This window comes from Paenibacillus sp. SEL1, assembly GCF_054602535.1.
The window spans coordinates 926,172-952,449 of record NZ_CM137723.1; the positions used below are offsets into that span (position 1 = coordinate 926,172).

Sequence of the window (26,278 nt, forward strand, 5' to 3'; positions counted from 1 at the left end):
TCAAGGGACGCGAGACCGTGGTACCACCCTTATTCATTGCCGTCAGCCTATTACTTGTCGGAGCTATGCTCCGTGGCTGCCTGCAATCTTAAAGCTCCGTTAACGGGGAGCAATCGGCCGTCATACTGAGGACAGTAAATTCCTGTTCTGTGCGGCACTCCAAGGTCCATTCAGCAGTGCAGGCTCACCGGTTCCCATCCACCACCGGCTTTCTGAAGAGCTTATGCGAAAGCTTACTTGTCCTCATCATCGCGTTATCCATGTCATTACTTTCTAAACTACATTAATGATAATTCCGCATAATGTTATTGTCAAATGACGATTGTGCCCTACGACCAAAAATCTGTTATCATAATGACACGAAGCTTCAACCGATTATAGTGGACAAAGGAGCATGGATATGAAACAAGTGACCAAAGAACACTGGAACGGTTACGACACGTATGTTTTACATAGTAGTGAACTGGAAGTTACGATGATCCCTCGCCTCGGGAATAATATTATTTCAGTGCGTGATCTGAAGCTCGACCGGGATATCGTACGTCGGCCCGGTGAGGAAGAATTGGCTTTCTATTTACAAAAGCCTTATCATTTTGGCTTGCCCATTTTGATTCCTCCAGGCCGAATTCGCAAGGGACAATTTGAGTTTGACGGTGTTCCTTATCAGTTCGACCGAAATACAGCCAATGACAATCATATACACGGTCTGCATCGTAATCAGTCCTGGCGCTGCAGTGATATTGAAGAGGATGAAGAAGGTTGCAGTGTTACTACCGAGCTTTTAACAGAAAGTGATCCGCACTGGATGGAACAATTCCCCATTCCCTTACGTCTGGAGATGACGTATCGCTTGCAGGGTGCTGTATTAAGTCAAACGCTGCGCGTAACGAATTTGGGCGAAAAAGCAGCCCCATTTGGCTTAGGATATCACACTTGGTTTATGGTGGACGGAGAACCTGAGCGCTGGCGTCTAAAGCTACCTGTGAACGGCGTATATGAGCAGGATGCTGAACAACTACCTACAGGTATCATTACTTCGTTAGATGACTTGGAACAGCTCTCTTCGGGACTTTCTCTGAAAGGAACAAATCTAGACACTCTGCTGCGGGCAACGGAAGGCCCTGCTGAAGCTCTTTTGACTCGTGACGACGGTTATCAAATCCGCTACACAGCAGATGAGCAATATTATAAGTATTGGGTTTTATATACCAAAGGTGAATGCGACCAGTATCTTTGCATTGAGCCTTATACATGTCTGCCTGATGCGCCCAATTCACCTGATCCTGTCGGGGAAGCCGGACTGATCCGTTTGGAGCCTCAGCAATCCATCGATCTCAAAACTCAGATTCATATCATATATCCGTAATTTTCCTCTAGTCACTTTTCTTCCTTCGGCGCATATTTTCATAACTCTGTCGCATACTAACCTCATCACAGCCGAAGGAGGTGACTACACATGAATGAAGCTAATCAAGGCAGAAGCCGTCGCAGTAACAACCTAGTTGTTCCTCAAGCCAACAACGCATTGCAACAATTGAAATATGAAGCTGCACAAGAGCTGGGCATCACCATTCCGGCAGATGGTTACTACGGTGACATGCCATCCCGTGAAGCTGGTTCTCTGGGAGGCTATATCACTAAACGCTTGGTACAGCTGGCCGAACAGCAATTATCAGGTCGTTCAGGTCAATAAGCGTCATTATTCCACATGAGCATTCCGTTCATCGTAATTTACCAAAATGTGTTATAACGGGTATATAACAAAGGCGGTCTTCCCTAGGAAGGCCGCCTTTTCTTTACTTTTTTTAATTGAATTATTCGGAATTAGCCGCTCGGTATGTAGGCTTGTTATAGCGGATCATGAGATTCGCCATGTTGTAGTTGGACTCCAGTGTTGCATCTACCAAAATCGTTCCTTGTCTAATGGCAAAATCGAAAGCAATCTCACCATGAGTCCAGCTACGCTTATGATTTAGCGTTTCTAGAGCCATACGCCGAAAATCCTCCCGATGCTTTGCTGATAACCCCGGTTCTACTGCTGCAAATGTGCCCCCTTTACCTGCAAGTGGGTTATGACGAATCCCAAATTTCCCAACTACATTGTTACGTATTTGTACAAATACGATACCTGACGACAAACCCGCCAGTTCATTATCCAGTTCTTTTAAAACGATATCCATCTGCCTTGCTAACGACAATTGACCTACTTCGTCCATCACAAAAACCCTCCTATATACCTTATCAAGAAATATTTAATAGGTCTTACGGCTCAATTATATGCGAAGATTTTTAACCTTACAATCAAAACCAACATAATTGGGTATTTATAACTATTTTCTAAGTATATCCATCATTTTAAATTTCGCCAACAGGTAATGTTAATTACACTTCGACATTTTGCGACTTTGTTCATCATCTTCTGCAAAAATCACAAAAAAGGCCTCCCTTATGGGAGACCTTTCAAAAGTGTAAATCTGTTATTTTGTCATTTGTAAAAATTGCTCAATATCCTGAACAGTAACTTGCGCAGCATTACGCCAGAAGTCAGCCTGTGTTAAATCGGTACCTAAGTGCTTGGAAGCCAATTCTTCGACTGTCATGCGCCCCGTATCACGCAGCAAGGCATCATATTGGTCGGCGAAGCCGTCAGGATTTTCCTTCGCAAAAGCGTAAATTCCTGCACTGAACATATACCCGAATGTGTACGGGAAGTTGTAGAAAGGAGTGTTCGTAATATAGAAATGTAGCTTGGATGCCCAAAAATGAGGATGAGCCTCATCCAGGATACCACTAAACGCTTCACGCTGCGCTTGTTCCATCAACTCGCTTAATTGTTGCGCTCCTACAACTCCCTTTTTCCGCAGCTCGTAAAAACGGGTTTCAAACAGGAAACGAGCATGAATGTTCATAAAGAAGGCTACACCACGCTGAATTTTATCCTCCAGCAAAGCTACCTTCTCCTGACCTTCGGCAGCTTCCAGCAAAGCATCTGATACAATTAGTTCTGCCAGCGTTGATGCCGTCTCAGCTACGTTCATGGCATAGTTTTGATTCAATGGGTGCAATTCATTCATCACATGCTGATGATAACCGTGTCCGAGCTCATGGGCCAGTGTCGAAACGTTGGATGGTGATCCGGCATAGGTCATAAAAATACGGGTCTCTTTGCTCAGACGCAGAGATGTACAGAAACCGCCCGGACGTTTGCCTGGACGATCCTCTGCTTCGATCCAGCTTTTCTCAAAAGCCATTTGGGCAAAGTCAGCCATTCTTGAGCTAAATTTACCAAATTGCTCAACAATCGTTACAGCAGCATCGTCGTAAGGGATTTTAGTAGTTGACGTCCCCAGCGGAGCTTCAACGTCATGCCAGGAAAGCTTCTCTAAGCCCAGCAGTTTTGCTTTCCGCTCCAAGTATTGGACTACAATAGGCTTTGTTTCATTAATAACCTGCCACATCGTATCTAGCGTTTGTGCAGACATACGGCTGATTTCCAACGGTTCCTTAAGCACATCTGTCCAGCCTCGTTTTTCATATAGCTTCAGACGAAAGCCTGCCAAATGATTCAATGTATCCGCGCAATAGTCCTCTACCTGAGTCCATGCCTCTTCCCAGCGTGCAAACACGTCTTTACGTACGCTGCGATCTGCTTCATCCAGCTTATTAGCAGCCTGACCTACAGACAGGTTTACGATCTCGCCATTTTCCGGCACGGGGATCGTCATATTTTTGACAATGGTATCATAAAAGTCGCCCCAGCCATGGTAGCCATCCACTGCGAGATCCAATGCAAGGCTTTCCAGCTCAGGAGCCATTTTTTCACGTGCTTCGTTCCGATATTCAGTCAGGACAAAAGAAATCGGCTGGATAGCTTCGCGCTCCATCCATTTCTGCCAAATGTCTTCACTGGTTTGTGCCAGCAAGTTCTGGAAAGAGACTAAAGCACTTTTCCCTTGGGCATACAGCGTGTTGACACGCGCCCCCAATTGAACAGCCAGCTTGTCGTGCTGGTTTTGAGCAGTTAGACAAGAGACAAAGGAACCCGCCTGCGACGCACCATTAAACAGCTCCTGTATGCTATTCAGTACACTATCCAGACGCTCGGTATCCAATACCGTTTGTGGTACTTTGGCTGCTTTAAGCTGGGATTGCAACTGTTGAACCTTGCTCTCCATTTCTTCCAAAAATGCATGAAATGAGGCAGAGGAAGATCCTCCGCTAAAAATAGATTCCAGATCCCATGTTTGCTTTAACGGCGTTTTCATAATAGTTCCACCTTTCTTTTTTGGCGAATTCATGTGGTTTCATATACAATAAAGCTACATCGTGATAGTAAATCACTACAATTGGGAGGAAAACAGGATGAGACCCTTACAAATTTCGCCGGAAACGGCTGTGAAATTATCCGAAAAGCTCGGCATTCCGCTGGAACACCTTATGCATACACCCCAGCACATTTTGATGCAAAAGCTGGCCGAACTGGCTAAAGAAGAAACCGCTGATCCGAACGGCGGAGAATCGAACAAATCATGATCCCTTTTCATAAAACCTGGCCTTATGACATCGTCATGGGAGACGTTTATGTACAGTCTTGTCCGTTTTGCGACCATGATAATGTTTTGCTGCCCCTGAAGCCAAAAGAACTTAAGCTCATACACGAAGGTATGAAAAAGTTGCTTGTGTTTCCATGCTGCCATAACAAGGTTACTTTGGTGGATTGTGATGACGATTATTTGCTGTCAGATACCACATTGCGTCATCATTAATTCATGAGGCAGTTGTAAGATAAGATAACCCGTTTTACAAACAAGGTGTGAACCATGAGCCTAAATCGGCCATAGTGCACACCTTTATTTCTTCAAGAGGAGCTTGCGTCTTGCATTTCCTCCGGCAGTTGGAAATTTTTAGCCAACATTTGTTCTCGCAGTACAGACCACTGTTCACGGGAAGCCCGGATCATGGCTGCATCCATAATCTTTTTGTCATTAATGACACGCGAAAACCAGCGTACCGCTTCGTGAAAGTTGCCTGTACGTCGATGCAGTTCACCAATCAGATAAAGCAGTTTGGCATTATTCGCCCCGACACCCTCCAGCTCATAGACCCGAACATACGAATCCAGACTAAATTTGAGAAAGCGAAGCTCCTGCTCCTCATTTCCCTGGTATCTGTACATCCATGCGATATGCTGTAATAGACTGGCTACTACGCGTTCCTTTTCTCCGATGACCTGGGCACAGAGTAAACCCAGTTTATACGTTTCTAATGCCTCTTCCCAGCTACGATGCCCGCCATATTCGCGAGACTGCCAGCGGTTACCGATTTTATCCTTAAATATCTTGGTTTGCTGATCGCTTAACTGAACGGTAGAGTGCTCTGTCGAGGTAAATCCACAATGAGGACAGACCCTTACGACATAAAAATCCGGATTTTCATTCTTATAATAAGCACAAAAATCTGAATCCGTACGAATGGCCTTCTTTAGGCTTGGTCTGACACGGGATGTCTGAAATTCTTCTTCGCAATGTGGGCAAGCGATTTTGATCTGATATAACGGTTCAAGTTCCAATGTTTTTACAACCCTCTCCAAAATTCGGCAATCCCCGAAAGCTTACGGGGTATTTACAAAATGATGCGCAGGACCAGACAAACGGTTAAGTATGATTGAACGAAGCGGCTCCTCAATGCCCGTATCCGTTAACGCACCTGCCATACAAGACAACCATGCCTCTGCTCGCTCCTCCGTTACGGGAAACTTCATATGTCTGGCACGTAACATCGGATGACCATATGCATCAGAAAAAAGAGACGGTCCTCCAAAAAACTGGCTCAGGAACATATACTGCTTTTCCTTAACCGGTTCCATGTCTTTAGGAAACAGGGGACTTAACAACGGATCTTTATAAACTCTCGGGTAGAAGGCCTCAATAATAGCACGAACACCTTCCGCACCCCCAAGGTTGTCATAAATGCTTAGGCTAGGATTCACTTTTCTCCAACTTTCTGTGCTATGGTAATAAATATACACCCGTATTATAACAAAAAACAAAAAATGACGCTAAAAATAAGCGTCATTTTATCAATTTAACATATGAAGAGGGTGTGCTTTGTTGCACACAGCTTCGTCATTCTATAAACACAACTAATAACTCCGCCAATCCTCTTCACCGGGATGGACGAGAGAGACACGAATAACATACACAAAAGCACATACGAACAGACCGGCAACGATACTCATCCTGATCACTCCATCCTTAAGGTTATGGGATCGTTGTTTTCCTATTTTAACATACTATTTACAAAAATACAGCATTAGATGTAATCGTTTTCTTTGATTTTTTTGTACTCTTTGTCCATCCCCGACATAGGTATATTAGTACAACTCCAAAGGAGGGGCCTCTATGTCGCTATACCGTCGTTACTCGCTTCCTCTGCTCATCCTTACACTGCTATTCCTATTTATGCTTATGGCTGTATACCCGCAGTCTTCTCTGAATGCCGGGCTTCGGGGGCTTGCCATCTGGTGGGACGTGCTGTTTCCGTCTTTATTCCCGTTTTTCGTTATTTCCGAGCTTCTCCTCGGTTTCGGAATTGTTCATTTCATAGGTGCGCTGTTAGATCCGCTGATGCAGCCTCTATTCCGTGTACCTGGCTGTGGGGGTTTTGTCGCTGCGGTCAGCTGTGCATCCGGTTACCCGATTGGAGCTAAACTAACAGCCAAGCTGTGGGAGCAAAAATGGATCACACGCATTGAAGGAGAGCGTTTGGTCGCGTTTACCACTTCCTCTGATCCGATATTTTTGATCGGTGCGGTTTCCGTTGGCTTCTTCCATCAACCAGAAATTGCACTCGTACTGGGCGCGGCCCATTATGGTGGCGTGCTCATCATCGGGCTGCTTATGCGCTTCCACGGTTCCCGTTCAGGAGAAACAGATACTCGCAGCGACCGGCCTCAACCTACTCAAAAAGCCTGGTCGAAGTCCACGAATACAAAAGCAGCAGGTCGCAATAGGCAGCCTGGCCCCCTACGCCAAGCATTATATGCCATGCATACAGCTCGTTTGGAAGATGGTCGCCCATTGGGTGAGTTACTTCGTCAGGCGATTACTTCCTCCCTACGCCTTATTATTGTCGTAGGAGGGCTAGTTGTATTCTTCTGCGTCATTTTAGAAGCTTTGACGAACTCCGGTTTAATGAGCGGGCTTCATCTGCTTACGGCAAGCCTATTGACTGCATGTGGTCTTCCTCCTACGTTAACGGAGTCCATCGTGGGTGGTATTTTCGAAGTCACTTTAGGAGCGCAAGCCGCAGGTGAAGCCACGGCAGCAGCGTTACCATTCAAGGTAGCCGCAGCCGCTTTTGTTCTCTCCTGGGGCGGGCTGTCGGTTCATGCGCAGGTTGCAAGTATTTTAAATATGACAAATCTCCGCTATATGCCATTTTTGTTGGCCCGGGCTGCACATGGCATCATCTCAGCACTGCTAGCTCTCGTGTTATGGCGGCCTCTGATGGGACAGGGAAGCTCTCCAGTCTTTTCTCCAATATACGACATCGCGTGGTCTCCTGGCTTCTCGTCCGCCATGCTGTTGCAAAGTCTGCTAGTTCTTGCCTTTATACTGGCTGGAATGCTTAGTCTCTCATGGTTGAGTGTGGGTACAAGTCGCTTATACGTACGTTTGAGAAGAACACACAGGCAATGAACGATTGTGTTCTTGCTCATAATTGATTATGATCGATATATACCCATGACAAAGGAGCTTTTCATCTTGAGATATTATGTTCTGGATCGCGGGGATCAGCACTCCATGGACTTGAGTCAGCAATTTCACCGTCTTGCCCAAGAAAAGAATTTCAAGCTGGATGCCGAATCGCCGGAAATCGTCGTGTCTATTGGAGGCGATGGTACGATGCTTCATGCGTTTCATACCTTCATCGACCGCATTCCGGATATTGCCTTTGTTGGTGTACATACCGGTCATCTGGGCTTTTATGCTGATTGGCGTGCGGACGAGCTGGAGGAGCTAATCCACCTGATGAGCCAAAGCGGATCTGAAGGACCGCTTAACCCGAGAATCGTTAAGTATCCACTGATTGAGTTGGAAATTCACAAGAAGTCAGGCAATGCTTCTTTTATTGCCTTGAATGAGTTTACGTTAAAAGGGGTAGATGGCACTGTCGTTGCCCAAGTAGATATTAACGATATCACCTTTGAAATGTTTCGCGGTGACGGTATATGTGTTTCTACCCCCTCAGGAACGACCGCCTATAATAAAGCACTTGGCGGAGCTATGGTTCACCCCACCATTGAAGCATTGCAATTGACTGAGATCGCTTCCATTAATAACCGCGTGTATCGGACACTGGGATCGCCATTGCTACTGCCCAAACACCATCATTGTGATATTTTTTCACGGAAAGATCAGCGTCTTTTATTGACAGTAGATCACCTGAACTTTCCTGTCGATGACTTAATCTCTGTTCGATGTCAGGTCGCAAGTCAGAAGATCAGCTTCGCTCGTTACCGTCCTTTCCCATTTTGGGATCGAGTACGCAACGCTTTTCTTAATTAGAACCTATAAAAGAGCCGACTCTGGCTCTTTTTTTACAAACAAAACGGTTCCTGAAAATTCAGGAACCGTTTTGTTGTGGAGCTGTAAATGGTTTATTCTTTTTACTACCCTCAGCTCTTTCGGCTTTAGCAGCTGGCTGGGTCTGACGCTGGCCCTCAGGTTCACGAGAGACACGAACTTGCCGTCCCTCCCGATTTTCCTTTGATTGACGCTCATAGCGTGATCCACGCGATTCTTTTTTATCGAAACTTCCCTGCTGATTGCGCTGTCTGCGTGGTTCACGGGTTTGCTGCCCTTCACCCGGATTCCGTCCATCCTTTGCTTCACGTCTTTCTCTAGATGGACGGCTTTCGCGAGCTTCACGCGGCTGTCGTTCACGTACTTCCTGGGCATCCTTCGGTTCCCGACGTTGCAACTCACGTGGTTCTCGGGATTCTCGAGGCTGCTCCATTCGCGATTCCTCTGTAGCTGTGGAATCCTGCTGTGGTTGCGGCCACTCCTGTTCTCCAGCTGTATGTTGCAATACTTCTTGCTGCTCTTCGGGTTCTAACGTTCCCGCTTGTTCCCTTTGAGCATCTACCAACTGCTGAATATCTGGAGCAATGATTTCATCATTGACGCCGTTTTTATTAACCACTTCACGGCTTTTTTGCAACACAAAATAGGCACAGCCAAAATTGCAGTATTCATTAATGTAATCGTCCAGTACCACTATAGATGTATCCTTATTTGCTTTGGGATGACCGTCTCGATAAAAGCCCTTCAGACGTAGCTGATTGTAACCCCAATCACCAATAATGTAATCATAGCGATCCAGCACTTCACTATACCGATCACGAAACGCTTCGGGATTCCACCCGTTCTTGTGATCCTGCAACAATTCATAGTTTTTACCACCGATTTGAAACAAGCTATTCTGACCGCCTTTCCCGGATCAAGCCTGCGAAAGGGCGCCTTCTTCCTTATGCTGAGCGGCTGACTTCACCTGCTCATGCGCTTGGTAGGAGCTGCGGACCAACGGTCCAGATTCAACGTGGCTGAATCCCCGCTGTAATCCCTCTTCCTTTAACTTCGCAAAATCTTCCGGTGGATAATATTTTTGCACATATAAATGTTTCTCGGACGGCTGCAAATATTGACCAATTGTCAGAATGTCACAATCGACTTTACGCAGATCATCCATGGCTTGTAAGATCTCGTCCCACTCTTCTCCGACACCTAGCATGATGCTTGATTTCGTTGGAATAGCCGGATTTAATTGCTTCGCATGTTGAAGCAGCTCCAGAGAGCGACGGTATTTCGCTTTAGCCCGAACCTTGTCGGACATACGCTCCACCGTTTCAATATTATGATTCAGAATATCTGGTTTGGCATCCATGACGATTCGCAGCGATTCAATATCGCCCATAAAATCGGGAATCAATACTTCTACACTGCAAAGAGGTAATCGGCGGCGAATCGCACGAACCGTTTCTGCAAATATAGTAGCGCCCCCATCTTTCAAATCGTCGCGAGCCACACTGGTAACGACACAGTGCTTCAAATTCATGTTTTCAGCCGCTTCCGCGACGCGTTCAGGCTCCTGCAAGTCCAGTTCCGTAGGCATTCCCGTAGTTACTGCGCAAAAACGACACGCACGCGTACAAATATCACCCAAAATCATAAATGTAGCTGTCCTATTGGCCCAGCATTCATATATATTAGGGCATCGTGCCTCCTCACATACGGTATGTAATGTCTTGGAACGCATCATGCTCTTGATTTCCTGATAGTTATCGCCTGTCGTAAGTTTAATACGAATCCAGTCGGGCTTAGCTTCCTTTACTTTTCTAGACAATGGCATAGACCTTCTTTCTGATAAGCTTAAGCTGTCATTGCCATACATTATAACATGAAAGCCATGGAAAAACCTCCATTCATTGTTCCCTTTTTGATATGACATTGATGCCGGAAAAAGTAAACTCTTTACATGGATAAAAGCGGCGGATATGGCTCAATCTAAACAAAAGCGCCCTATTCACGCTATTGTATACGGGCCTAGAATTTACCGGGCGTTTAAGCCCTTCTATAGGAGGTCGGTTCACGTGCCTTACCCTACGCGGACAGCCCGAGCTGTTCGTTTGTTATCGCTGCTGTTATGTGCTACTACACTGACAACGGCCTGTCCGCTTCCTGCCCATGCCTTTGCCAATCACTTACAGTCCTCGTCCGCCAGAAGCAGCCTGACCGCAAATGTAGATGCTTCACATGCTCAGTCTTCGTCGTATACGTCCAGGCTGGCTTTATATCATTCCATCGAAGCCCTGACTGGAGTTCCTTGGTACAGACTGGCCGCTATCGACCAGTATGAACGCACACTTACGGTGGCCCATCCCAAGGATCGGAAGCATGCGGAACGAATCATAGGTATTTTCATCACGGGACCAGTCTGGTCCGGCATGATGAACCCTGATTCGGAGGATCAAAATCCGCGTTCCATTGAACTATTTTCCGGGCTGGGACAAGACGGTTCGGGTGATGGAATCGCTGACCGTAATAATGACAAGGATCTGCTGTTCAGCATCGCATCTTATCTCGGAAAGTATGGAAACAACGAGGATGAATTTGGTATTGCCGTTTGGGAATATTACCATAACAGCCGCGCAGTTCAAAGAGTTCAGCAGTTTGCTAAGCTGTATCGAACGTATGGCAAGCTGGATCTGGTCAGTCAAGCTTTCCCCCTTCCTTTAGGCAGCATTTATAGCTACCGCAGCACATGGGGTAGCCGTCGCAGCTGGGGCGGCTTCCGGATACATGAAGGAACTGATCTGTTTGCTGGCTATGGAGTTCCAGTTCGCAGTACCTGCTACGGTGTAGTTGAAATGAAGGGCTGGAATCCCTTCGGCGGATGGCGAATCGGAATCCGAGATCTCAACAACCGCTATCACTACTATGCGCATCTTTCCGGCTTTGACAAAACCGTTCACAACGGAGACATCGTTACACCCGGCCAGACGGTTGGCTGGGTCGGAAGCTCGGGCTATGGAAAACCCGGTACCCAAGGCAAGTTTCCACCGCATCTGCACTATGGTATATATCGGGACAATGGTTGGGCAGATTGGTCCTTTGACCCGTATCCGTTATTAAGACAGTGGGAGCAGTCCGAACGCAAAGCGCTCAAAACAGGAAAAACAAAAGGGACCTCCTCATAGGGGCCCTTTTGTTTTTCCTAGGCAGTTCACGTCATTCCCCACTGCTCTATGGCGTTGGGGAATGGCTAGAGGTGTTTTGGTTTTCCTGTGCCTCTGGAACACTTACTGTGCTGGGATCTATAGCGCCGCTACTCTCTATGGAATGGGGAGGCAACGCCAACTGCGGAGCGGCTGCACCATTTTTACCCACTGGTTTACCCTGATTGTCATAGTAGTACATCGGAACGTTGCCTACCACTAATAAATAAGAAACCGGAATTTCCGTCTCCACAATCTGAGGTTGCATCTCAAACGGTATAACCACGGACACTTCCGTCGTAATCCGAATGTACACTTCCACCAAGATCATGTTTATGCCCGCATCCTGTTGACGGGTATTTAAATCCACCTTGATTGCTCCATGCGGCTCCACCTTTAGGGGGACCGTTGGTCCATAAGCTGCCAACAGTGGACTGCCCAATGCCTGACCAATCGGAACACTCTCATCAAAATGGCTCATGCTGTCCATCGTTGCTTTGACTGCTTTGAGCGTGTCTGACGTAATTCTCATATGCTCCGCATAATTCAGAACAAAACCGGAGGTTCTCCCTTGTGCATCCGTTCTCCATTCGATCAGATTATCAGCCGTCTTCCCCTGCTCTACCTGTGCTGTAATTGCTGAATTAATAGCCTCCGTCGCCATTTGTTTAACCCGCACTTTTGCCAGGTGCATCATGGGCGGCTTCAAATGCTGCTCCACATAAGCAGCCATCTGTATGATCCCTACCAGCAGCGCCAGTGCCACAATAAAAAAAAACCTACGTCTGCCGCGTCGCCTTCTGTTGGGTGCGCTGTGCCATTGCGGTCTTCTCATCATCCGAACCCCCCGCAGCGTTGAACTTACCCTACAAGGATATGCGAGTTGTACACGAAAAAGAAGCCGCCCGTCCGGCAGCTTCTCTAGATGGAACAAATATATAATTGCAAATATAAGATGCACTCATTATTTGAAAATATGGTCAATCTTTTCGATATCAGCCTGACTCAATTGGACATTTAGCGTCTTCAGATTCGCCAGCACCTGCTCCGGCCCCTTCGCCCCTGGAATGAGGGCATCAATCGAATCACGGGTCAAATACCATGCGAGTACAACATGAGCAACCTCAGCATTCAACGCATTGGCAATCTCCCGTACCTGCTCCACTTTGTCCAAATTACGAGCAAATGCATCGCCCTGAAACAATGGATTTTTCGCTCTGATGTCCGAGAAGGTCATGTCTTTCGTATACTTACCCCCCAGCAATCCCGAAGCTAGCGGGAAATAAGGCACAAACGAAATACCATTTTCCTTGGTATAAGGCAGCAGATCCTTCTCAGCTTCCCGTTGAAACAAATTATATTGGGATTGAAGCACATCTACATAACCGTCACTATTCGCATCCTTAAGTTGTTCAATGGAGAAGTTAGATACACCAATGGCCTTGATTTTGCCTTCGTCCTTGAGCTTCTTCAGTTCTCCGACTGCTTCTGCCTTCGGTGTAGTTTCGTCCGGGAAATGGATATAAAACAGATCAATATAATCGGTCTGCAATCTTTTCAGACTGGATTCGACGGATTCACGCAAAAAAGCAGGCGAGTTATCAAAAACGACCTCTCCGTTTACGAATTTGTGTGCACCCTTCGTGGCAATAACAGCTTTATCACGCTGACCACGCTCTTTCAATACCTCACCAATCAACCGTTCCGAGTGCTCAGGTCCATAAATAAAAGCCGTATCCAGAAAATTGATGCCGTTATCCAAAGCTGTGCGAACGACTTCTTTGCCCGTTTCATCATTCAAATCGGAAAAGAGATTATGTCCTCCCACTTTATTTGCACCCAAACCGATTGGTTTTACATATAAATCTGTTTTACCAAGACGCACTTGCTCTGCCAATTCACGTCATCTCCTTTTCGAAAGTTACTTCCATTTTATTATTAGATTCCAAAAAAAGCAAAGTGCGTACCTGGCTGCTGAGCCCGATCCTATTTTCTTTTTCGCTTCATACTGCGGATGGTCGTTTTTGTGGCCTGATCCACCCGATATGATTCCGTGATTTTTTGCAGTGCTTTGTTGAAGGTAAAATCATCTAATGTATTATGACTTAAATACGCCATGGTTACCTCAGGTAGCTTGATATAACAGATCGATATCGCCCATGCTACCGCCATTTGTACATAATAATCCTCGCGATGGGTCTGATCCAGTAAAGTAAACACCCGCTTCATATACTGTTCCTCAATATAAAAATTAAGAAGCATAACCACACCAAACCGAATTTCATATTCTTTCTTGGAGAATAGATAGGGCTGAATAAACTCCCACACCCGTTCTTTATGATGTTTCGTGATTTTCAATCCGGCACAGAAACTATCACATACGGACCAATTATCAATTTTAGGAACAAACTTGGCGGTATAACTCAAAACTTCCTCTATATCCGTTTTTACAGAACCAATCACCATACCTTGCAGCATTACTTCTTCGAAGTGTTCACTTTCAGCGGTCTCCAGGTAGAGGCGCCAATCCCCTTTGGCAATATCTTGAGCAAGCTTACGCAGCACTGGCAGACGTACACCCAGCACATTATTAATCGTCGGAAGCAATGCAGCCGTAAATTTCTGAAAATCTGCATCCACATATGACAGTATCTGTTCTCTAATTGTTTTCTCCATCATTTCCACTCCCTGATTCTTAACGAAATGAAATACTCCACAAATAAATGGAGGCCACCGAACCATAAGGCGAATAGACTCGGCGGTACTCCTCGAATTGCTGCTTGGTCAAGGTATCTAGATGGTACAACTTCATCATTCCCCGTCGAATAGCCATATCGCCCCAACTGACCACATCTGGACGCTCCATACAATTAATCAGCATCATTTCAGCTGTCCAAGGTCCTATTCCTTGCAGCGAGGACAATTTCTGAATCACCTGTGCATCGGAAAGCTCATATAATTCCTGTAAATCCAACAGGCCCTGCTCGATCGTTTGGGCTATATTAAGAATACATGTGGCCTTTTTCATGGTGATGCCACAGCTTTGAATATCTAAAGCCGACTGAACAGCTATATTTTGTGGAGTGATCACGCCTAACTTCTCCTGCATCCTTGCCCATATGGTCTGAACCGCCTTGGCCGATATAAGCTGTCCCACAATCGCATGAACGAGCGCCGCAAACAGGTCGGGAATGATCACACGTTCTACCTTGCCCATTTGCATCATCGCTGCACCAAGTACGGTGTCTACGTTTTTTAGATAATTGATTTCCTTTTCCCCATAGTCAAAGTTTTTGGTCATTACGGTTTGCATTCGTTCTCCCGCTGCCCCCTTATATGGTTCACTCTTGATTCAATGGCATGGACTGCTTTTACATCAAGGTTCGAAACCTTCTTTGCTCACGTAGAGCTGTTCCTTCGGAAAAACATGAAGAAAACGCTCATAAACCGCCTTATAGGCAGCAGGATGATACCATTCTTCCAGCCCCAATGACTCGTACAGCACACCCATTTTCAAGCTACGCGTTCGTCTCCCCCCACTGCCATCTCCCATAAAATAATCATCAATACAGACACGGTTGACCAGAGGCAAAAGCTTGTCTGCAAAATGTTCACTGCTTGGAAGCATCGGAGCAATCGTAGCTTGCGTAGGTACACCTGCCTCCTTTAAGAGATGTAGCGTTTGGAGACGAGCCTGGATGGGAGGAGCCTCCGGGGTAAAATGTTTGCGTATATCTTCTCGGTCTGTTTCTACAGTCATACTCACACGAACACGATCCCCCAATCGGAGCAGTAAATCAGTATCCCGCCGTACCAGTGGACTGCGCGTCTGTAAAAAGAGAAAATCCGGGGGATCCTCCACCATCACCTCCAGCAGAGACCGGGTCACCTCTTCCTTGTACTCGGCAGGCTGATAAGGATCTGTGCTTGACGACATGAAAATCGTGACTTTACCTTTGGATTTGGCTCTACGAAGCTCCTTGCGAAGAATATCTGCAGCCTGATTTTTAATATCAACCCATGTCCCCCACGCCTCCTTCCGAAATGTGGAGACTGGCAATTGGCGTACATAGCAATACGAGCAACCAAAGGTACAACCTGTATACGGGTTCAACGAATGTGTATATCCTGACAAGAAGCCGGTCCCTTTATTCAAAAGAGTCTTGGGGGATTTGTAATACTCATTTTTCATACTGAACCGATGCCACACTTTCCTTTTCGAGCTGCAAAAGCTTCACCTTCATGTCCAAACCACCACGATATCCGGTCATAGCTCCATTTTTACCGATGACCCGATGACAAGGGACTGTGACCAAAATCGGATTAGCACCGATGGCAGCCCCCACCGCACGAACAGAGGCTGGCTTTTGAATAGCGTTGGCAATGTCTGAATAAGATAGTGTTTCCCCATATGGAATATCACACAACGCATTCCAAACCGCCATCTGGAACGCAGTCCCATGAAAATCAAAGGGCAATGTAAATTGGGTGCGCTTCCCTTGGAGATATTCAATCAACTCCTTGGCATAGGGCTGTAAAGCAGCATCCTCTTCAACTAAAGGACTGCCGGGAAATCGTCTTCCCGCCCATGAAAACAATTCCTCTACAGGTTGATTGGGCGAACCTACATAACATAGTCCTTCCGATGTAGCTGCAATATATAAATTCCAATCCTCATGTGTCAACAATGACCAATAGATCGTTTTATTTATTTGCTGTGCCATGCTGTGTACCTCCATTTTGTGTTGCTTTCAATTTGAGTTGGCGATATTGCAATGGGGTGTAGCCTGTATTCTTTTTAAATAACGTAATAAAGTAAGGTGCATTGCACAGACCTACGTTCTCCCCTACTTCCGCAACAGATATATCTGAGCAAATGAGTAGCTTCTTCGCTTGTTTCAACCTGGTCTGCTGTATATATTCCATTGGAGTTATATGCATGATCCGCTTGAAGGTACGATGTAAATGATACGGACTTCCATGGCTTATTTCAGCTAGGATGTGCAATGTTAAGCCCTTCATATAGTTAGAATTCACGTATTCTGTAACCAGTGCGATCCATTCATGATCAGGCAATCGTTGTCCTGTCGGTTTACATCTTTTGCATGGACGGAAATGCTCGACCAATGCCTGCTCTACTGTTTTAAATATACGGATGTTCTCTCTTTTGGGAGGTCGGGATTTGCAGGAGGGACGACAAAATATTCCCGTTGTCTTCACAGCGTACAAAAATACCCCATCATATGACTTGTCGTTTTCTACAATAGCGCTCCACTCGTCGTCAGTTATGGATAAATCGGATGTACTCATTCAAATCACCTCTCTAATGCAAATGTGGCCTCCCCACATATCCATGGCAGGATTATTCAAAATCCTTCTGTCTAAATTATAGACTAAATAGTGAACATATGTACCCTTCTTGGGATGTAAAGGCAAGATAACGAAAAAAAGATGACTCCCCGCGGAGCCACCTTTGATCTTACTTATCTATCTTATTATTTAGGCTTGAAGCTTGCTCGGTTTGGCGGTGATCGTCAACTCATCTGAAGGAGGCTGATATTCCTTTGACCAGTACTCGGCATTTGAAATACCTGCCTTCTTCGGGTCAAACACCGGGTCTAGCCCTTGCCTCAGCTGCTGTTCGTAATCCTTGAGCACGCGGAAAGCAGGTTTGGCCAGCAGAATCATAGCAATCAGATTCACCCAAAGCATAATGCCGACACCCATATCCCCCAGTGTCCACGCCAGAGCTGATTCCTTGACGACCGTTCCATAAAACGTCGAACCCAGAATAACCAGCTTTAGGACGAACATAGGCCATTTGGCTTTACGGTCGGCAACCAGGTAGGCCATATTTGTTTCTGCGATGTAATAATAAGAGATAATGGTTGTAAACGCGAAAAAGAACAAGATAATTGCCAGCAGACTGGAGCCGAAGCCCGGAAATACCGACTCAATAGCAGCCTGTGTATACTGGGTCCCCTCTTCAACACCGGGAAGATTGTGCACAATAAAATCGCCACCGGGTCCCTTCACGTTATACATACCTGTGAACAGAACCATAAAAGCCGTGGACGTACAGACCAAAAAGGTATCTACATACACGGAAAATGCCTGGACCAGCCCTTGCTTCGCCGGATGAGATACTTCCGCAGCGGCTGCCGGGTGCGCACCAGAGCCTTGTCCGGCTTCGTTGGAATAAATCCCCCGCTTTACACCCCAAGCAATCGCCGTCCCTGCTATACCGCCGAACACAGAATCCACGCCAAAGGCACTACGAAAGATCAGCGAAAATACATCGGGAAGTGCAGTAATGTTCGTCATCATAATGTAGAAAGAGACGAGGATGTAACCGAGTGCCATGAACGGAATGACAACCTGAGCCACATTGGCAATCCTTTTTACACCACCAAAAATGATAAGCGCCAGCAACACGACTACTAAAATCCCCGAAACCTTCATATCCATGCCAAACGAACTGTGAAAAGCTACAGCAATGGAGTTCGATTGAGTTCCCGGCATCAGTAAACACATCGCGACCAACGCAGCAACCGCAAAAATGACGGCAAACCATTTTAAGCCTGTCCCTTTTTCAATATAAAAGGCTGGACCGCCCCGGTACTGACCATCGCGCTTTACCTTATACACCTGAGCCAGTGTGGATTCTACAAAAGCTGTAGCCGACCCGATAAAGGCCATGACCCACATCCAAAATATCGCCCCAGGTCCACCCATACCAACCGCCAAAGCAATCCCAGCAATATTCCCCGTCCCTACACGCCCCGATAGTGCCATCGTAAAGGCCTGAAAGGAGGATACACCTGCCTCGGAACTTTTCCCTTTAAATACTAGGCGGATCATCTCTTTGAAATGCCTGATTTGCAGGAATCGAGTCATGATCGAAAATAATAGTCCCACACCCAAACAGACATATACCACAGGATTGCTCCAAATGACGCCGTTTACTGCCTCTGCCCACTGCTCTAACATTCCTTGTATTTCCCCCTGATCAATCCATTGATTTTCTAGTCTATGTTTTCAGAAAATTTGCATAATTACAAAAAATTATAGATTAGTTTTTACCCCCATACAAGTTAATTTAATTGACATATTGTCAATTACAAGTGGGCTTACCAGCTACATAAAATAACGACAAAAAAGCTCTGATGATCCGAGAATATGGATCATCAGAGCCTTGTCCTTAAGACATTTAGGCAATGCTTTCTTTCTCATTCAAAGCACTAGACAGTTTCAACAGTGGGGCCTGCTCCGTTACCTCTCCTTGAGCGATTGGAAGGACTTCAGTATATTCGGAAGAATTCGTAATGATAACTGGCGTAATCGTAGGATAACCCTCTGCCCTGATTTGCTCAACATCAAACTCAAGCAGTAGGTCCCCAGCTTTCACCTGATCGCCTTCTTTGATATGGGACGTAAAATGTTTACCGTCCAGCTTGACCGTATCTACTCCGACGTGAATTAGAACTTCTGCACCATGATGCGAAACAACTGCAAGCGCATGTTTTTTCTTGAACGCCACGGTGATGGTTCCATCGAACGGGGCCACGACTCTGCCCGTTGTCGGTTGGATGGCGATCCCTTTGCCCATAGCTTCCGAAGCAAATGCAGGATCGGGAACCTCCGACAAAGCGACCACAGTTCCTTCAATTGGGCTGAGTATCTCTTCATTAGAAACAACAACTGTAGAGGTCGATTCTTTAGCCGAATTATTAGTAGTTTCCTCTTCTTCAACTGGATCTTCAAAACCTAAAATATAAGTCAAGATAGCCGACACCAGGAATGAAACGGTAATCCCTAAAATCAATCCCGGGAATCCTTGTCCACCAGGGCCGTAAAAGATTGGCAAGGTCAGTAATCCAGGTGCGCCGGAGGCAAATGCTTGCGTTCCCGCTTGACCGATAATAGCACCACCAACGGCGCCGCCGATAATACCTGCAATAAACGGACGTTTCAGCGGCAGCGTAACCCCATAGACGGCTGGCTCCGTGATGCCGAATAAAGCGGTAAGTGTAGCGGAACCCGCCAGCGTTTTCAGCTTCTTATTTTTGGTTTTCAGCATAACACCGAACGCAGCACCGGTTTGAGCAAAGATGGAAGCCGCAGCGGAAGGCTTGATTCCGTCTCTGCCATTAACAGCAATATTATTAATGAATACAGGTACAAGACCCCAGTGAACACCGAAAATAACGAGCAACTGCCAGCAAGCACCAAGGATTGCTCCAGCCAGCAATGGACTAAAGCTAAATGCAGCAACGAGTGCAGTAGCGATCGCGTTGCCCACATACACCCCGACTGGACCAAACACGATCAGGGTTAGAGGAAGCATAATTACAAGTAGAATCAAAGGTGTAATAAAGTTTTTGACGCTTTCATGGATCACTCGATTGCACCATTTTTCCAGCTTACTCATGACGATGACGGCTAAAATGATCGGAATAACGGTAGATGAATAACTCATCATAACAATAGGAATACCGAAAAAGTCCGTTGGTGTGCCTTCCGTTTTTAGCGTGACAATGGTCGGGTAAAGCAACCCTCCGGCAATGGTCAGGGCAACGAAGATATTACCACCGAATTTCCGTGCCGTTGTAACCGCTAACAAGAGAGGGAGGAAATAAAACAAGCTGTCGGCCGCAGCATACAAAATCATATAGGTAGTGTCTTTCGGTAGCAACCAGCCAAGGTTACTCGCAATCAGCAGCAGACCTTTCAAAATACCGGACCCCGCCATAACTCCGAGCAAAGGTGCAAAAATGCTGGAAATTACGTCAATTACGGCACCAAATCCTTTGTTGCCTTTAGCTGAATGATCTTCTTTTCCAGTTTCATTCAAGATATTGGATACATTGCCGATTGCATTATATACCTCTGGTACTTTGTTGCCGACTACAACCTGGAACTGACCACCGCTCTGCTTGACAGTAATAATTCCGTCGGTTTTTTCCAACTTTCCCTTGTCTGCTTTTGCCTCATCTTTTAGCACAAAACGTAGGCGTGTGGCGCAGTGAACGAGCGATACTACATTTTTTTCGCCACCTACCAGGTGTACAATTTCCTTAGCCAGTTTTTCATAACTCATGATGGACACCTCCATGTTCTAAGGGGCTTTTTACATATTTAGGCACACAAAAAACCTAAGCCTTGAAAAATGGTGGGCACTTTAGTCCCGCGATTTTTCATGACTTAGGTTTTGCCTGCATAACCAGTAACAATCCCAGTTAAAACTTATTAAATTCCTGTTACTCTCATAATATAATCATTCTACCATATTTGTCAACAAAAACTTTTAATCGTCTGTTCTTGGTCCTTTTTCGTTGAAAACGTTCGACTTATCTGTTCACCACCCGTTCAATATGCACGGTCAGATACAATTTTTCTTCGTTCGTCAATTCGTGGTTGTATTCTTTTTGCACAAAAGCTCCGATTTTCTCTGTACAAGCAGCCGCTTCCTTATGCTTTTCCTTAATCATGTCATACAAATGATCATAGTTATTTTCGTAGTGATTTCCCTTAAATACGCGCTGGGCGAAAAATTTCAGATGCGTAATAAAACGGAAATAGCTCAGAGAGTCCTCGTCGAACTCCACCTTAAAATGATATTTTGCGATATTGATAATTTGCTGGATAAACTTCGTGATACTCATGGTCGTAATGACTTCCTCGTTCATTTCAGCATTCACGATGTGAATCGCAATATAAGCCGCTTCGTCCACAGGCAGTTCAATACCGAGCCTTTGTTTGATTTGTTCCAACGTTTTCAGACCCATCGCGAATTCTTCTTTGTACAACTGCTTGACTTCCCACAATAACGCGTTTTTGATTTCCAATCCTTCCCGGTATCTTTCAACAGCGAAATTGATATGATCAGTCAGCGAAACATAAATATTTTCGTTCAGCTTTCTATTCAGATTATGCTTGGCGTCATTAATGACTTCCTCCACAATCACAATCAAATCAAGCGGTACCTCACGCAACAGCATTTTAAAGTTATCGGACGTCTGCTTGTTTTTCAGAGCAAATACCTTCTGAATTCTGGTTTCGTCTACTTTGTCTCCAGGCTTTTTCTTAAAAGCAATCCCCCGACCCATCACCACGAGTTCGGTGCCGTCCGTCTGGTAGACGCTGATTACATTGTTGTTAATGACCTTTGCTATGTTCATCTCGATCCCCCGTTCCATATGCCAGCAAGAGCCACACATGCTCCATCCTCTTTATTGTAAACAGAAAAAAACCGAAGCACGCCAAATAAACAAGACTGTAACATCCGCTTATTCGTGGCTTAGGTTTTGCCTGCTACGCAGTAACAATCCTAAAAATGATGGAATTGCGTCAAGTATAGCCCGAAGAGGAACGATTGTCAACGCTTTCAATGAAGAAACGGAGATCGGAAATCCCCGTGGGCCCGGGACGTCCGATCCTATTTACTTGTGGTACGATTATTCGCCCAGATTTTCGCCGTCGGAATGAATTACATTTTTGTACCAGTGGAAGCTTTTCTTTTTAATACGTTTCAACGAACCGTTGCCTTCGTTGTCACGGTCCACATAAATATAACCATAGCGCTTTTTCATCTCTCCTGAGGAAGCGCTGACAATGTCAATAGGTCCCCAACTTGTGTAACCGATAATTTCGACTCCGTCTTGAAGAGCCTCACCCATTTCGGCAATATGCCGCTTGAGATAGTCGATCCGGTAATCGTCGTTAACTTCTCCTTCAGGCGAAACCACATCATTGGCACCAAAACCGTTTTCCACTACGAACAGTGGCTTTTGGTAACGGTCATGCAATTGGTTGGCTGTGATGCGGAAACCTTTGGGATCGATCGTCCAGCCCCATTCGGACTTGTCCAGATATGGATTGGCTACGGAACCAAATACATTACCACTGGTCATGTTCTTGACGATTTCCGGGTCTGTGCTGGTCGTCCGGCTCGAATAATAGCTGAATCCGATATAGTCAACGGTATGATCTTTCAGAATGGCTGCGTCGCCTGATTCCATCTCAATGTTTAATCCATGGTCCTTGAAGAAGCGCTTCGCATAACCAGGATATTCGCCGCGTGACTGTACATCAATAAAGAAGTAGGACTCGCGGTCTTTTTCCATGCCCTGATATACATCTTCGGGATTACATGTATACGGATAGAAGCTGCCGGCAGCAAGCATACAGCCAATCTGGGCATCCGGGATAATCTCGTGACACGCTTTAACAGCCAGCGCACTTGCGACAAGCTGATGATGTGCAGCCTGGTACTGAATTTGTTTAACGTTTTCACCTTCTTTAAAAACAAGCCCGGCACCGAGAAACGGCAAATGGAGAAGCATGTTAATCTCGTTGAATGTCATCCAGTATTTCACTTTATCCTTATAGCGGGTGAATACTGTTTTGGCATAGGTTTCAAACAGGCCTACCAGCTTCCGGCTCCGCCAGCTTCCATATTTCTCGACCAGATCTACCGGCACGTCAAAATGAGCGAGGGTAACGACTGGCTGAATGCCATGTTTATGCAACTCGTCGAACAAATCATCGTAGAATTGCAAACCTGCTTCATTGGGAGTAGCGTCTTCTCCCGTTGGAAAAATACGAGCCCAGGCAATGGAAACACGCAGCGCCTTGAAGCCCATTTCTGCAAATAGCGCAATATCCTCGCGATAGTGATGATAGAAATCAATGGCTTCGTGGGAAGGATAGAATTCGCTTTCAAGTGGAGTCAGCGAGGGAACATTTCCTTTCATTATGCTTCTTCTCTTCTCTCCGGTAGGCAGCAGATCCACCAGACTCAATCCTTTACCGTCTTCCAAATAAGCGCCCTCGGCCTGATTGGCAGCAAGAGCACCTCCCCATAAAAAGTCTTTAGGAAAAATATAACTGGACATAAACATTCTCCTTCCAAATGTGTGATAAAAGGGGTAGCGAAGGGTGATAGACAATAAAAAAACCCAAACCAGCCTGTATACACTTACTGTGTAAACAAGCCAATTCAGGTTATGCCCTATCGGTAACATCCCATGAAAAGGTTATACGTATTTGATTGAAACTCTAACAAAGATTTGGGAACCTGTCAAATTCATTTTGATAAATAACACGCAATTAACAAACCAACAACATTACTTCAATCGCCTATTGGGTAATGAAAAGAACCATGAAAGAGACCTCAGATAAACGACTTTGCAAAAGATACCTGGCTGTTCGCCTTCGTCTGGAAGGGCACATGTTTTCGGAGATCGGTGATCTACTCAGTCGCTAATTAAAATATTTTGTTGCAAGAAATTTAGAAAATCCCTTTGCATAGAGCCAAGAGGTATAATTTTTTTGATTATCTTGAACCTCCAATGCTGTCCTTTACTGTTAAATGACCATATTGCAGAAGACAGATATATGGAATGATATTTTTGTTCTTGTATATCAGCTACTTCAAATTCAACTTTTTGTACTACTTTAGTGGAAAATAGATTCAGGAAAAGGATAATAATTTTATCATTATTTAGGAGTAATATAGCTCGACTTGTCCAAGCCGAAAGGCTTTGAGGAGTTGAATAGCAGATAAGCATGTTAGGTTCTCTATGCGATTCAGTTAGCTTATTAATAGTTTTTTTGTTAATGAATATCATAATCAAATACCTTTCTATTTGGATGTTCAAATAAAATAGCATTTTAAAGAATATCTTTCAAAATTCCAATTGTTTATGATAAGAGCAAATATATTATATAATACCACAAGTAAACTATTACAAGAAAGGCTACATACTCTATTAAGATGGTTACTATATAAACCGCAATTTAAGATCATAACCTAAACCAGTAGACGACCAATTTCTCCCAGTAGTTGTTTATGGGATGCAAGAGCAGGTATTAAATTTTTTTATATGCTTTTAGCCTCAGCTACGAATTCGTGAGTAATGAAACCGACTAGAAAGGTTAACAACGCATAAAAGACCGCTATTCTCGAGTATCGTTTGTCCTTTCCCTTTGCCTACGATTTGCAGAACGTATGGGATCGGCACGTTGATCGCCGAAGTCTGCAAACTGACAGGCACCTGGCATTTTCGCCACCTCACATAATGGACGCCTCATTGCCGTCCGTAAGTCGGATCGGCATGGAGCGTGCGTGCTTCGGTCAGCCGCCTTGACAATCCTCACCCTATATAAGTTTCTCCAACTACCAGTTTCGTTCTTTCGTTAACTTGACTCCCATCACCCTTTATTTACAATAACCTTCTTTATGGTGATAATTCCAGCTCACCCTACTAGTCATTGAAAGATAATACCCTTTAACGGCATACGGTGACGAAACCCGCCACACGCCAAAATTCGAGCAGCTTTTCCTTTGAACCAAGCTGCTGGAAAATATGATCACTTTATCATTCGGTGCAAGATTCTTGCTCCATACTAACGGGAGTCTGCCAAAGGAAATATTTAATGAACTCGGAATATGTCCAGTCGAATATTTACTGACATCCCTGACATCTAGAATCTTCACATTTGCAAGCGGTGATGAGATAGGTCCCAATCTTCAAAACTCACATTAGTAAGGGATCGTAGAGGCCACGATTGTATTATTAACCATAAACTAAACAGTCCAATTGAAATGACGAATCACTGTCATCATACTATACTTCCTCCATCCTAAGCTCAGCAGATATTAAGATATATGCGCAAGCTCATTTATTGTAATTATTCGAGTTCCTATTATTCCGAGACGTAATACATTCAATTTAGATGACCATAATAACTCCATTCGCCATGCTCAGGACGGGAAAAAATCTATTGACTTGTTTAACCATCGATAGAGAGAAAGTAACAAGCAGCGAAATGAGCAAGAATGGAATTCCAAGACCCAACGAATATACCGCTAACTGCCCTATCCCTTGGTACAATGATTCGGACGACCCTGCCAAAACAAGTATCGAGGAAAGGGCGAGCCCCACACATGGCGTCCTGCCCGCCCCAATTGCCAATCCAAGGATAAATGAACCAAGCCAGCCACCGTATTTTTTTCCGTTTCCCAACTGCTTAGAACTCATTAAAAACTTGAGTTTGAGTATCCCCATCATTTGTAGGCCCAACACCACAATCAATAGTCCGTCAACCTTCTCAATCAGATCCCTGCGTAAGGAGACAAAATTACCTATAGCGGAGGCAGTAGCCCCACGATCACAAAGATAACACTAAATCACAAGGATGAAGCCCAATGAACGTACGACCAGAATTTTACGATTCACGACAAAGCGACCCCTGCAATCATCGTATCGGATATATGTGAAACATACGCCGGCCGGAGAGGGAATACGTAAGGCGACAAAAACGAGAGTACGCCTGCTGCAAATACTACTAATAACGTTATCTCCTCCAACTTCTCCCCTCCTCATTAAATCAGAGTATCGCTCGCAAACAGTATTGCAATTTTATCTTATTATTTTTATCAGAATAATGGACTAAACTTGACTTCGTCTCTACACATGTTAAAATTCTATTCAT

Annotated in this window: 27 protein-coding genes; 7 read left to right on the plus strand and 20 right to left on the minus strand. The window is 45.2% G+C overall.

What is annotated here, in order from left to right:
- Positions 1 to 400: 400 nt before the first annotated feature.
- Complete coding sequence (locus ACYCSE_RS04305; protein ID WP_069290341.1) at positions 401 to 1,366, plus strand: aldose 1-epimerase; 966 nt, start codon at positions 401 to 403, stop codon at positions 1,364 to 1,366.
- A 90-nt stretch (positions 1,367 to 1,456) separates the two neighbouring features.
- A complete protein-coding gene (locus ACYCSE_RS04310) occupies positions 1,457 to 1,693 on the plus strand; it encodes an alpha/beta-type small acid-soluble spore protein (protein ID WP_013311861.1) in 237 nt (78 codons plus the stop codon).
- Positions 1,694 to 1,814: 121 nt separating this feature from the next.
- Here ACYCSE_RS04310 and ACYCSE_RS04315 read toward each other — a convergent pair whose 3' ends face one another.
- Both ACYCSE_RS04315 and ACYCSE_RS04320 read right to left on the minus strand, forming a co-directional pair.
- Positions 1,815 to 2,216 (minus strand): hypothetical protein, encoded by a 402-nt coding sequence (locus ACYCSE_RS04315; RefSeq protein ID WP_013311862.1) that lies wholly within the window; start codon positions 2,214 to 2,216, stop codon positions 1,815 to 1,817.
- Between the two features lie 261 nt (positions 2,217 to 2,477).
- On the minus strand, positions 2,478 to 4,265 hold the full coding sequence (locus ACYCSE_RS04320; protein ID WP_459701599.1) for a M3 family oligoendopeptidase: 1,788 nt from the start codon (positions 4,263 to 4,265) through the stop codon (positions 2,478 to 2,480).
- Between the two features lie 97 nt (positions 4,266 to 4,362).
- Between ACYCSE_RS04320 and ACYCSE_RS04325 the strand changes: the two genes are divergently transcribed.
- Both ACYCSE_RS04325 and ACYCSE_RS04330 read left to right on the plus strand, forming a co-directional pair.
- Positions 4,363 to 4,533 (plus strand): YycC family protein, encoded by a 171-nt coding sequence (locus ACYCSE_RS04325; RefSeq protein WP_013311864.1) that lies wholly within the window; start codon positions 4,363 to 4,365, stop codon positions 4,531 to 4,533.
- On the plus strand, positions 4,530 to 4,766 hold the full coding sequence (locus ACYCSE_RS04330) for a hypothetical protein (RefSeq protein ID WP_023990206.1): 237 nt from the start codon (positions 4,530 to 4,532) through the stop codon (positions 4,764 to 4,766). The genes ACYCSE_RS04325 and ACYCSE_RS04330 overlap by 4 nt, the downstream gene beginning before the upstream one ends.
- A gap of 92 nt (positions 4,767 to 4,858) precedes the next feature.
- Here the strand turns inward: ACYCSE_RS04330 and ACYCSE_RS04335 are convergent, their stop codons facing one another.
- Positions 4,859 to 5,569: a DUF2225 domain-containing protein gene (locus ACYCSE_RS04335; protein WP_172828271.1), complete on the minus strand. Its 711-nt coding sequence runs from the start codon at positions 5,567 to 5,569 to the stop codon at positions 4,859 to 4,861.
- A gap of 42 nt (positions 5,570 to 5,611) precedes the next feature.
- Positions 5,612 to 5,989: a globin domain-containing protein gene (locus tag ACYCSE_RS04340; RefSeq protein ID WP_023990208.1), complete on the minus strand. Its 378-nt coding sequence runs from the start codon at positions 5,987 to 5,989 to the stop codon at positions 5,612 to 5,614.
- A gap of 412 nt (positions 5,990 to 6,401) precedes the next feature.
- On the opposite strand from ACYCSE_RS04340, the gene ylbJ reads away from it, so the two are divergent.
- Together ylbJ and ACYCSE_RS04350 are read left to right on the plus strand one after the other, a co-directional pair.
- Complete coding sequence (gene ylbJ, locus ACYCSE_RS04345; RefSeq protein ID WP_069290343.1) at positions 6,402 to 7,700, plus strand: sporulation integral membrane protein YlbJ; 1,299 nt, start codon at positions 6,402 to 6,404, stop codon at positions 7,698 to 7,700.
- A gap of 66 nt (positions 7,701 to 7,766) precedes the next feature.
- On the plus strand, positions 7,767 to 8,570 hold the full coding sequence (locus tag ACYCSE_RS04350; RefSeq protein ID WP_013372943.1) for an NAD kinase: 804 nt from the start codon (positions 7,767 to 7,769) through the stop codon (positions 8,568 to 8,570).
- A gap of 58 nt (positions 8,571 to 8,628) precedes the next feature.
- Here the strand turns inward: ACYCSE_RS04350 and ACYCSE_RS04355 are convergent, their stop codons facing one another.
- The gene (locus ACYCSE_RS04355; protein ID WP_459701603.1) at positions 8,629 to 9,480 is read right to left on the minus strand and encodes a YutD family protein; all 852 of its coding nucleotides are present in this window, start codon (positions 9,478 to 9,480) and stop codon (positions 8,629 to 8,631) included.
- Between the two features lie 24 nt (positions 9,481 to 9,504).
- The gene (gene lipA, locus ACYCSE_RS04360) at positions 9,505 to 10,407 is read right to left on the minus strand and encodes a lipoyl synthase (protein WP_459701605.1); all 903 of its coding nucleotides are present in this window, start codon (positions 10,405 to 10,407) and stop codon (positions 9,505 to 9,507) included.
- A 247-nt stretch (positions 10,408 to 10,654) separates the two neighbouring features.
- Here lipA and ACYCSE_RS04365 point away from each other — a divergent pair, with 247 nt between their 5' ends.
- On the plus strand, positions 10,655 to 11,761 hold the full coding sequence (locus ACYCSE_RS04365; protein ID WP_452567493.1) for a M23 family metallopeptidase: 1,107 nt from the start codon (positions 10,655 to 10,657) through the stop codon (positions 11,759 to 11,761).
- A gap of 46 nt (positions 11,762 to 11,807) precedes the next feature.
- Here the strand turns inward: ACYCSE_RS04365 and yunB are convergent, their stop codons facing one another.
- The 14 genes from yunB to ACYCSE_RS04435 form a co-directional block, all read right to left on the minus strand.
- Positions 11,808 to 12,614, minus strand: a complete 807-nt coding sequence (gene yunB / locus ACYCSE_RS04370) for a sporulation protein YunB (protein ID WP_459702476.1) — start codon at positions 12,612 to 12,614, stop codon at positions 11,808 to 11,810.
- A gap of 129 nt (positions 12,615 to 12,743) precedes the next feature.
- Positions 12,744 to 13,676, minus strand: coding sequence for an aldo/keto reductase (locus ACYCSE_RS04375; RefSeq protein WP_254326693.1), 933 nt, complete (start codon positions 13,674 to 13,676; stop codon positions 12,744 to 12,746).
- Between the two features lie 89 nt (positions 13,677 to 13,765).
- Complete coding sequence (locus tag ACYCSE_RS04380) at positions 13,766 to 14,455, minus strand: DNA alkylation repair protein (RefSeq protein ID WP_061829875.1); 690 nt, start codon at positions 14,453 to 14,455, stop codon at positions 13,766 to 13,768.
- 19 nt (positions 14,456 to 14,474) lie between these two features.
- A complete protein-coding gene (locus tag ACYCSE_RS04385; RefSeq protein ID WP_459701609.1) occupies positions 14,475 to 15,092 on the minus strand; it encodes a DNA-3-methyladenine glycosylase family protein in 618 nt (205 codons plus the stop codon).
- A 63-nt stretch (positions 15,093 to 15,155) separates the two neighbouring features.
- Complete coding sequence (locus tag ACYCSE_RS04390) at positions 15,156 to 15,971, minus strand: SPL family radical SAM protein (protein ID WP_250260453.1); 816 nt, start codon at positions 15,969 to 15,971, stop codon at positions 15,156 to 15,158.
- A complete protein-coding gene (locus tag ACYCSE_RS04395) occupies positions 15,961 to 16,503 on the minus strand; it encodes a methylated-DNA--[protein]-cysteine S-methyltransferase (RefSeq protein WP_250260452.1) in 543 nt (180 codons plus the stop codon). The genes ACYCSE_RS04390 and ACYCSE_RS04395 overlap by 11 nt, the downstream gene beginning before the upstream one ends.
- Complete coding sequence (locus tag ACYCSE_RS04400; RefSeq protein WP_322160438.1) at positions 16,484 to 17,089, minus strand: bifunctional transcriptional activator/DNA repair enzyme AdaA; 606 nt, start codon at positions 17,087 to 17,089, stop codon at positions 16,484 to 16,486. The genes ACYCSE_RS04395 and ACYCSE_RS04400 overlap by 20 nt, the downstream gene beginning before the upstream one ends.
- Before the next feature lie 189 nt (positions 17,090 to 17,278).
- On the minus strand, positions 17,279 to 18,769 hold the full coding sequence (locus ACYCSE_RS04405) for an alanine/glycine:cation symporter family protein (RefSeq protein ID WP_459701613.1): 1,491 nt from the start codon (positions 18,767 to 18,769) through the stop codon (positions 17,279 to 17,281).
- Positions 18,770 to 18,989: 220 nt separating this feature from the next.
- On the minus strand, positions 18,990 to 20,879 hold the full coding sequence (locus ACYCSE_RS04410; RefSeq protein WP_459701615.1) for a beta-glucoside-specific PTS transporter subunit IIABC: 1,890 nt from the start codon (positions 20,877 to 20,879) through the stop codon (positions 18,990 to 18,992).
- 250 nt (positions 20,880 to 21,129) lie between these two features.
- Positions 21,130 to 21,960, minus strand: a complete 831-nt coding sequence (gene licT, locus ACYCSE_RS04415; protein ID WP_061829908.1) for a BglG family transcription antiterminator LicT — start codon at positions 21,958 to 21,960, stop codon at positions 21,130 to 21,132.
- Between the two features lie 276 nt (positions 21,961 to 22,236).
- Positions 22,237 to 23,676 carry a 6-phospho-beta-glucosidase gene (locus ACYCSE_RS04420; RefSeq protein WP_459701618.1) on the minus strand — a complete coding sequence of 480 codons (1,440 nt, stop codon included), beginning with the start codon at positions 23,674 to 23,676 and terminating at the stop codon, positions 22,237 to 22,239.
- 1,325 nt (positions 23,677 to 25,001) lie between these two features.
- The gene (locus ACYCSE_RS04425) at positions 25,002 to 25,280 is read right to left on the minus strand and encodes a rhodanese-like domain-containing protein (RefSeq protein ID WP_446723251.1); all 279 of its coding nucleotides are present in this window, start codon (positions 25,278 to 25,280) and stop codon (positions 25,002 to 25,004) included.
- Positions 25,281 to 25,515: 235 nt separating this feature from the next.
- Positions 25,516 to 25,872, minus strand: coding sequence for a cytochrome c biogenesis CcdA family protein (locus tag ACYCSE_RS04430; RefSeq protein WP_459702477.1), 357 nt, complete (start codon positions 25,870 to 25,872; stop codon positions 25,516 to 25,518).
- Positions 25,873 to 26,018: 146 nt separating this feature from the next.
- A complete protein-coding gene (locus ACYCSE_RS04435) occupies positions 26,019 to 26,153 on the minus strand; it encodes a cytochrome c biogenesis protein CcdA (protein WP_155729708.1) in 135 nt (44 codons plus the stop codon).
- Positions 26,154 to 26,278: the final 125 nt, after the last annotated feature.

Coding starts and splice junctions, on each gene's coding strand:
- ACYCSE_RS04305 (WP_069290341.1), top strand. CDS start 401: ATGAAACAAGTGACCAAAGAACACTGGAACGGTTACGACACGTATGTT.
- ACYCSE_RS04310 (WP_013311861.1), top strand. CDS start 1,457: ATGAATGAAGCTAATCAAGGCAGAAGCCGTCGCAGTAACAACCTAGTT.
- ACYCSE_RS04315 (WP_013311862.1), bottom strand. CDS start 2,216: ATGGACGAAGTAGGTCAATTGTCGTTAGCAAGGCAGATGGATATCGTT.
- ACYCSE_RS04320 (WP_459701599.1), bottom strand. CDS start 4,265: ATGAAAACGCCGTTAAAGCAAACATGGGATCTGGAATCTATTTTTAGC.
- ACYCSE_RS04325 (WP_013311864.1), top strand. CDS start 4,363: ATGAGACCCTTACAAATTTCGCCGGAAACGGCTGTGAAATTATCCGAA.
- ACYCSE_RS04330 (WP_023990206.1), top strand. CDS start 4,530: ATGATCCCTTTTCATAAAACCTGGCCTTATGACATCGTCATGGGAGAC.
- ylbJ (WP_069290343.1), top strand. CDS start 6,402: ATGTCGCTATACCGTCGTTACTCGCTTCCTCTGCTCATCCTTACACTG.
- yunB (WP_459702476.1), bottom strand. CDS start 12,614: ATGAGAAGACCGCAATGGCACAGCGCACCCAACAGAAGGCGACGCGGC.
- ACYCSE_RS04380 (WP_061829875.1), bottom strand. CDS start 14,455: ATGGAGAAAACAATTAGAGAACAGATACTGTCATATGTGGATGCAGAT.
- ACYCSE_RS04385 (WP_459701609.1), bottom strand. CDS start 15,092: ATGCAAACCGTAATGACCAAAAACTTTGACTATGGGGAAAAGGAAATC.
- ACYCSE_RS04390 (WP_250260453.1), bottom strand. CDS start 15,971: ATGAAAAATGAGTATTACAAATCCCCCAAGACTCTTTTGAATAAAGGG.
- ACYCSE_RS04395 (WP_250260452.1), bottom strand. CDS start 16,503: ATGGCACAGCAAATAAATAAAACGATCTATTGGTCATTGTTGACACAT.
- ACYCSE_RS04400 (WP_322160438.1), bottom strand. CDS start 17,089: ATGAGTACATCCGATTTATCCATAACTGACGACGAGTGGAGCGCTATT.
- ACYCSE_RS04405 (WP_459701613.1), bottom strand. CDS start 18,769: ATGTTAGAGCAGTGGGCAGAGGCAGTAAACGGCGTCATTTGGAGCAAT.
- ACYCSE_RS04410 (WP_459701615.1), bottom strand. CDS start 20,879: ATGAGTTATGAAAAACTGGCTAAGGAAATTGTACACCTGGTAGGTGGC.
- licT (WP_061829908.1), bottom strand. CDS start 21,960: ATGAACATAGCAAAGGTCATTAACAACAATGTAATCAGCGTCTACCAG.
- ACYCSE_RS04420 (WP_459701618.1), bottom strand. CDS start 23,676: ATGTCCAGTTATATTTTTCCTAAAGACTTTTTATGGGGAGGTGCTCTT.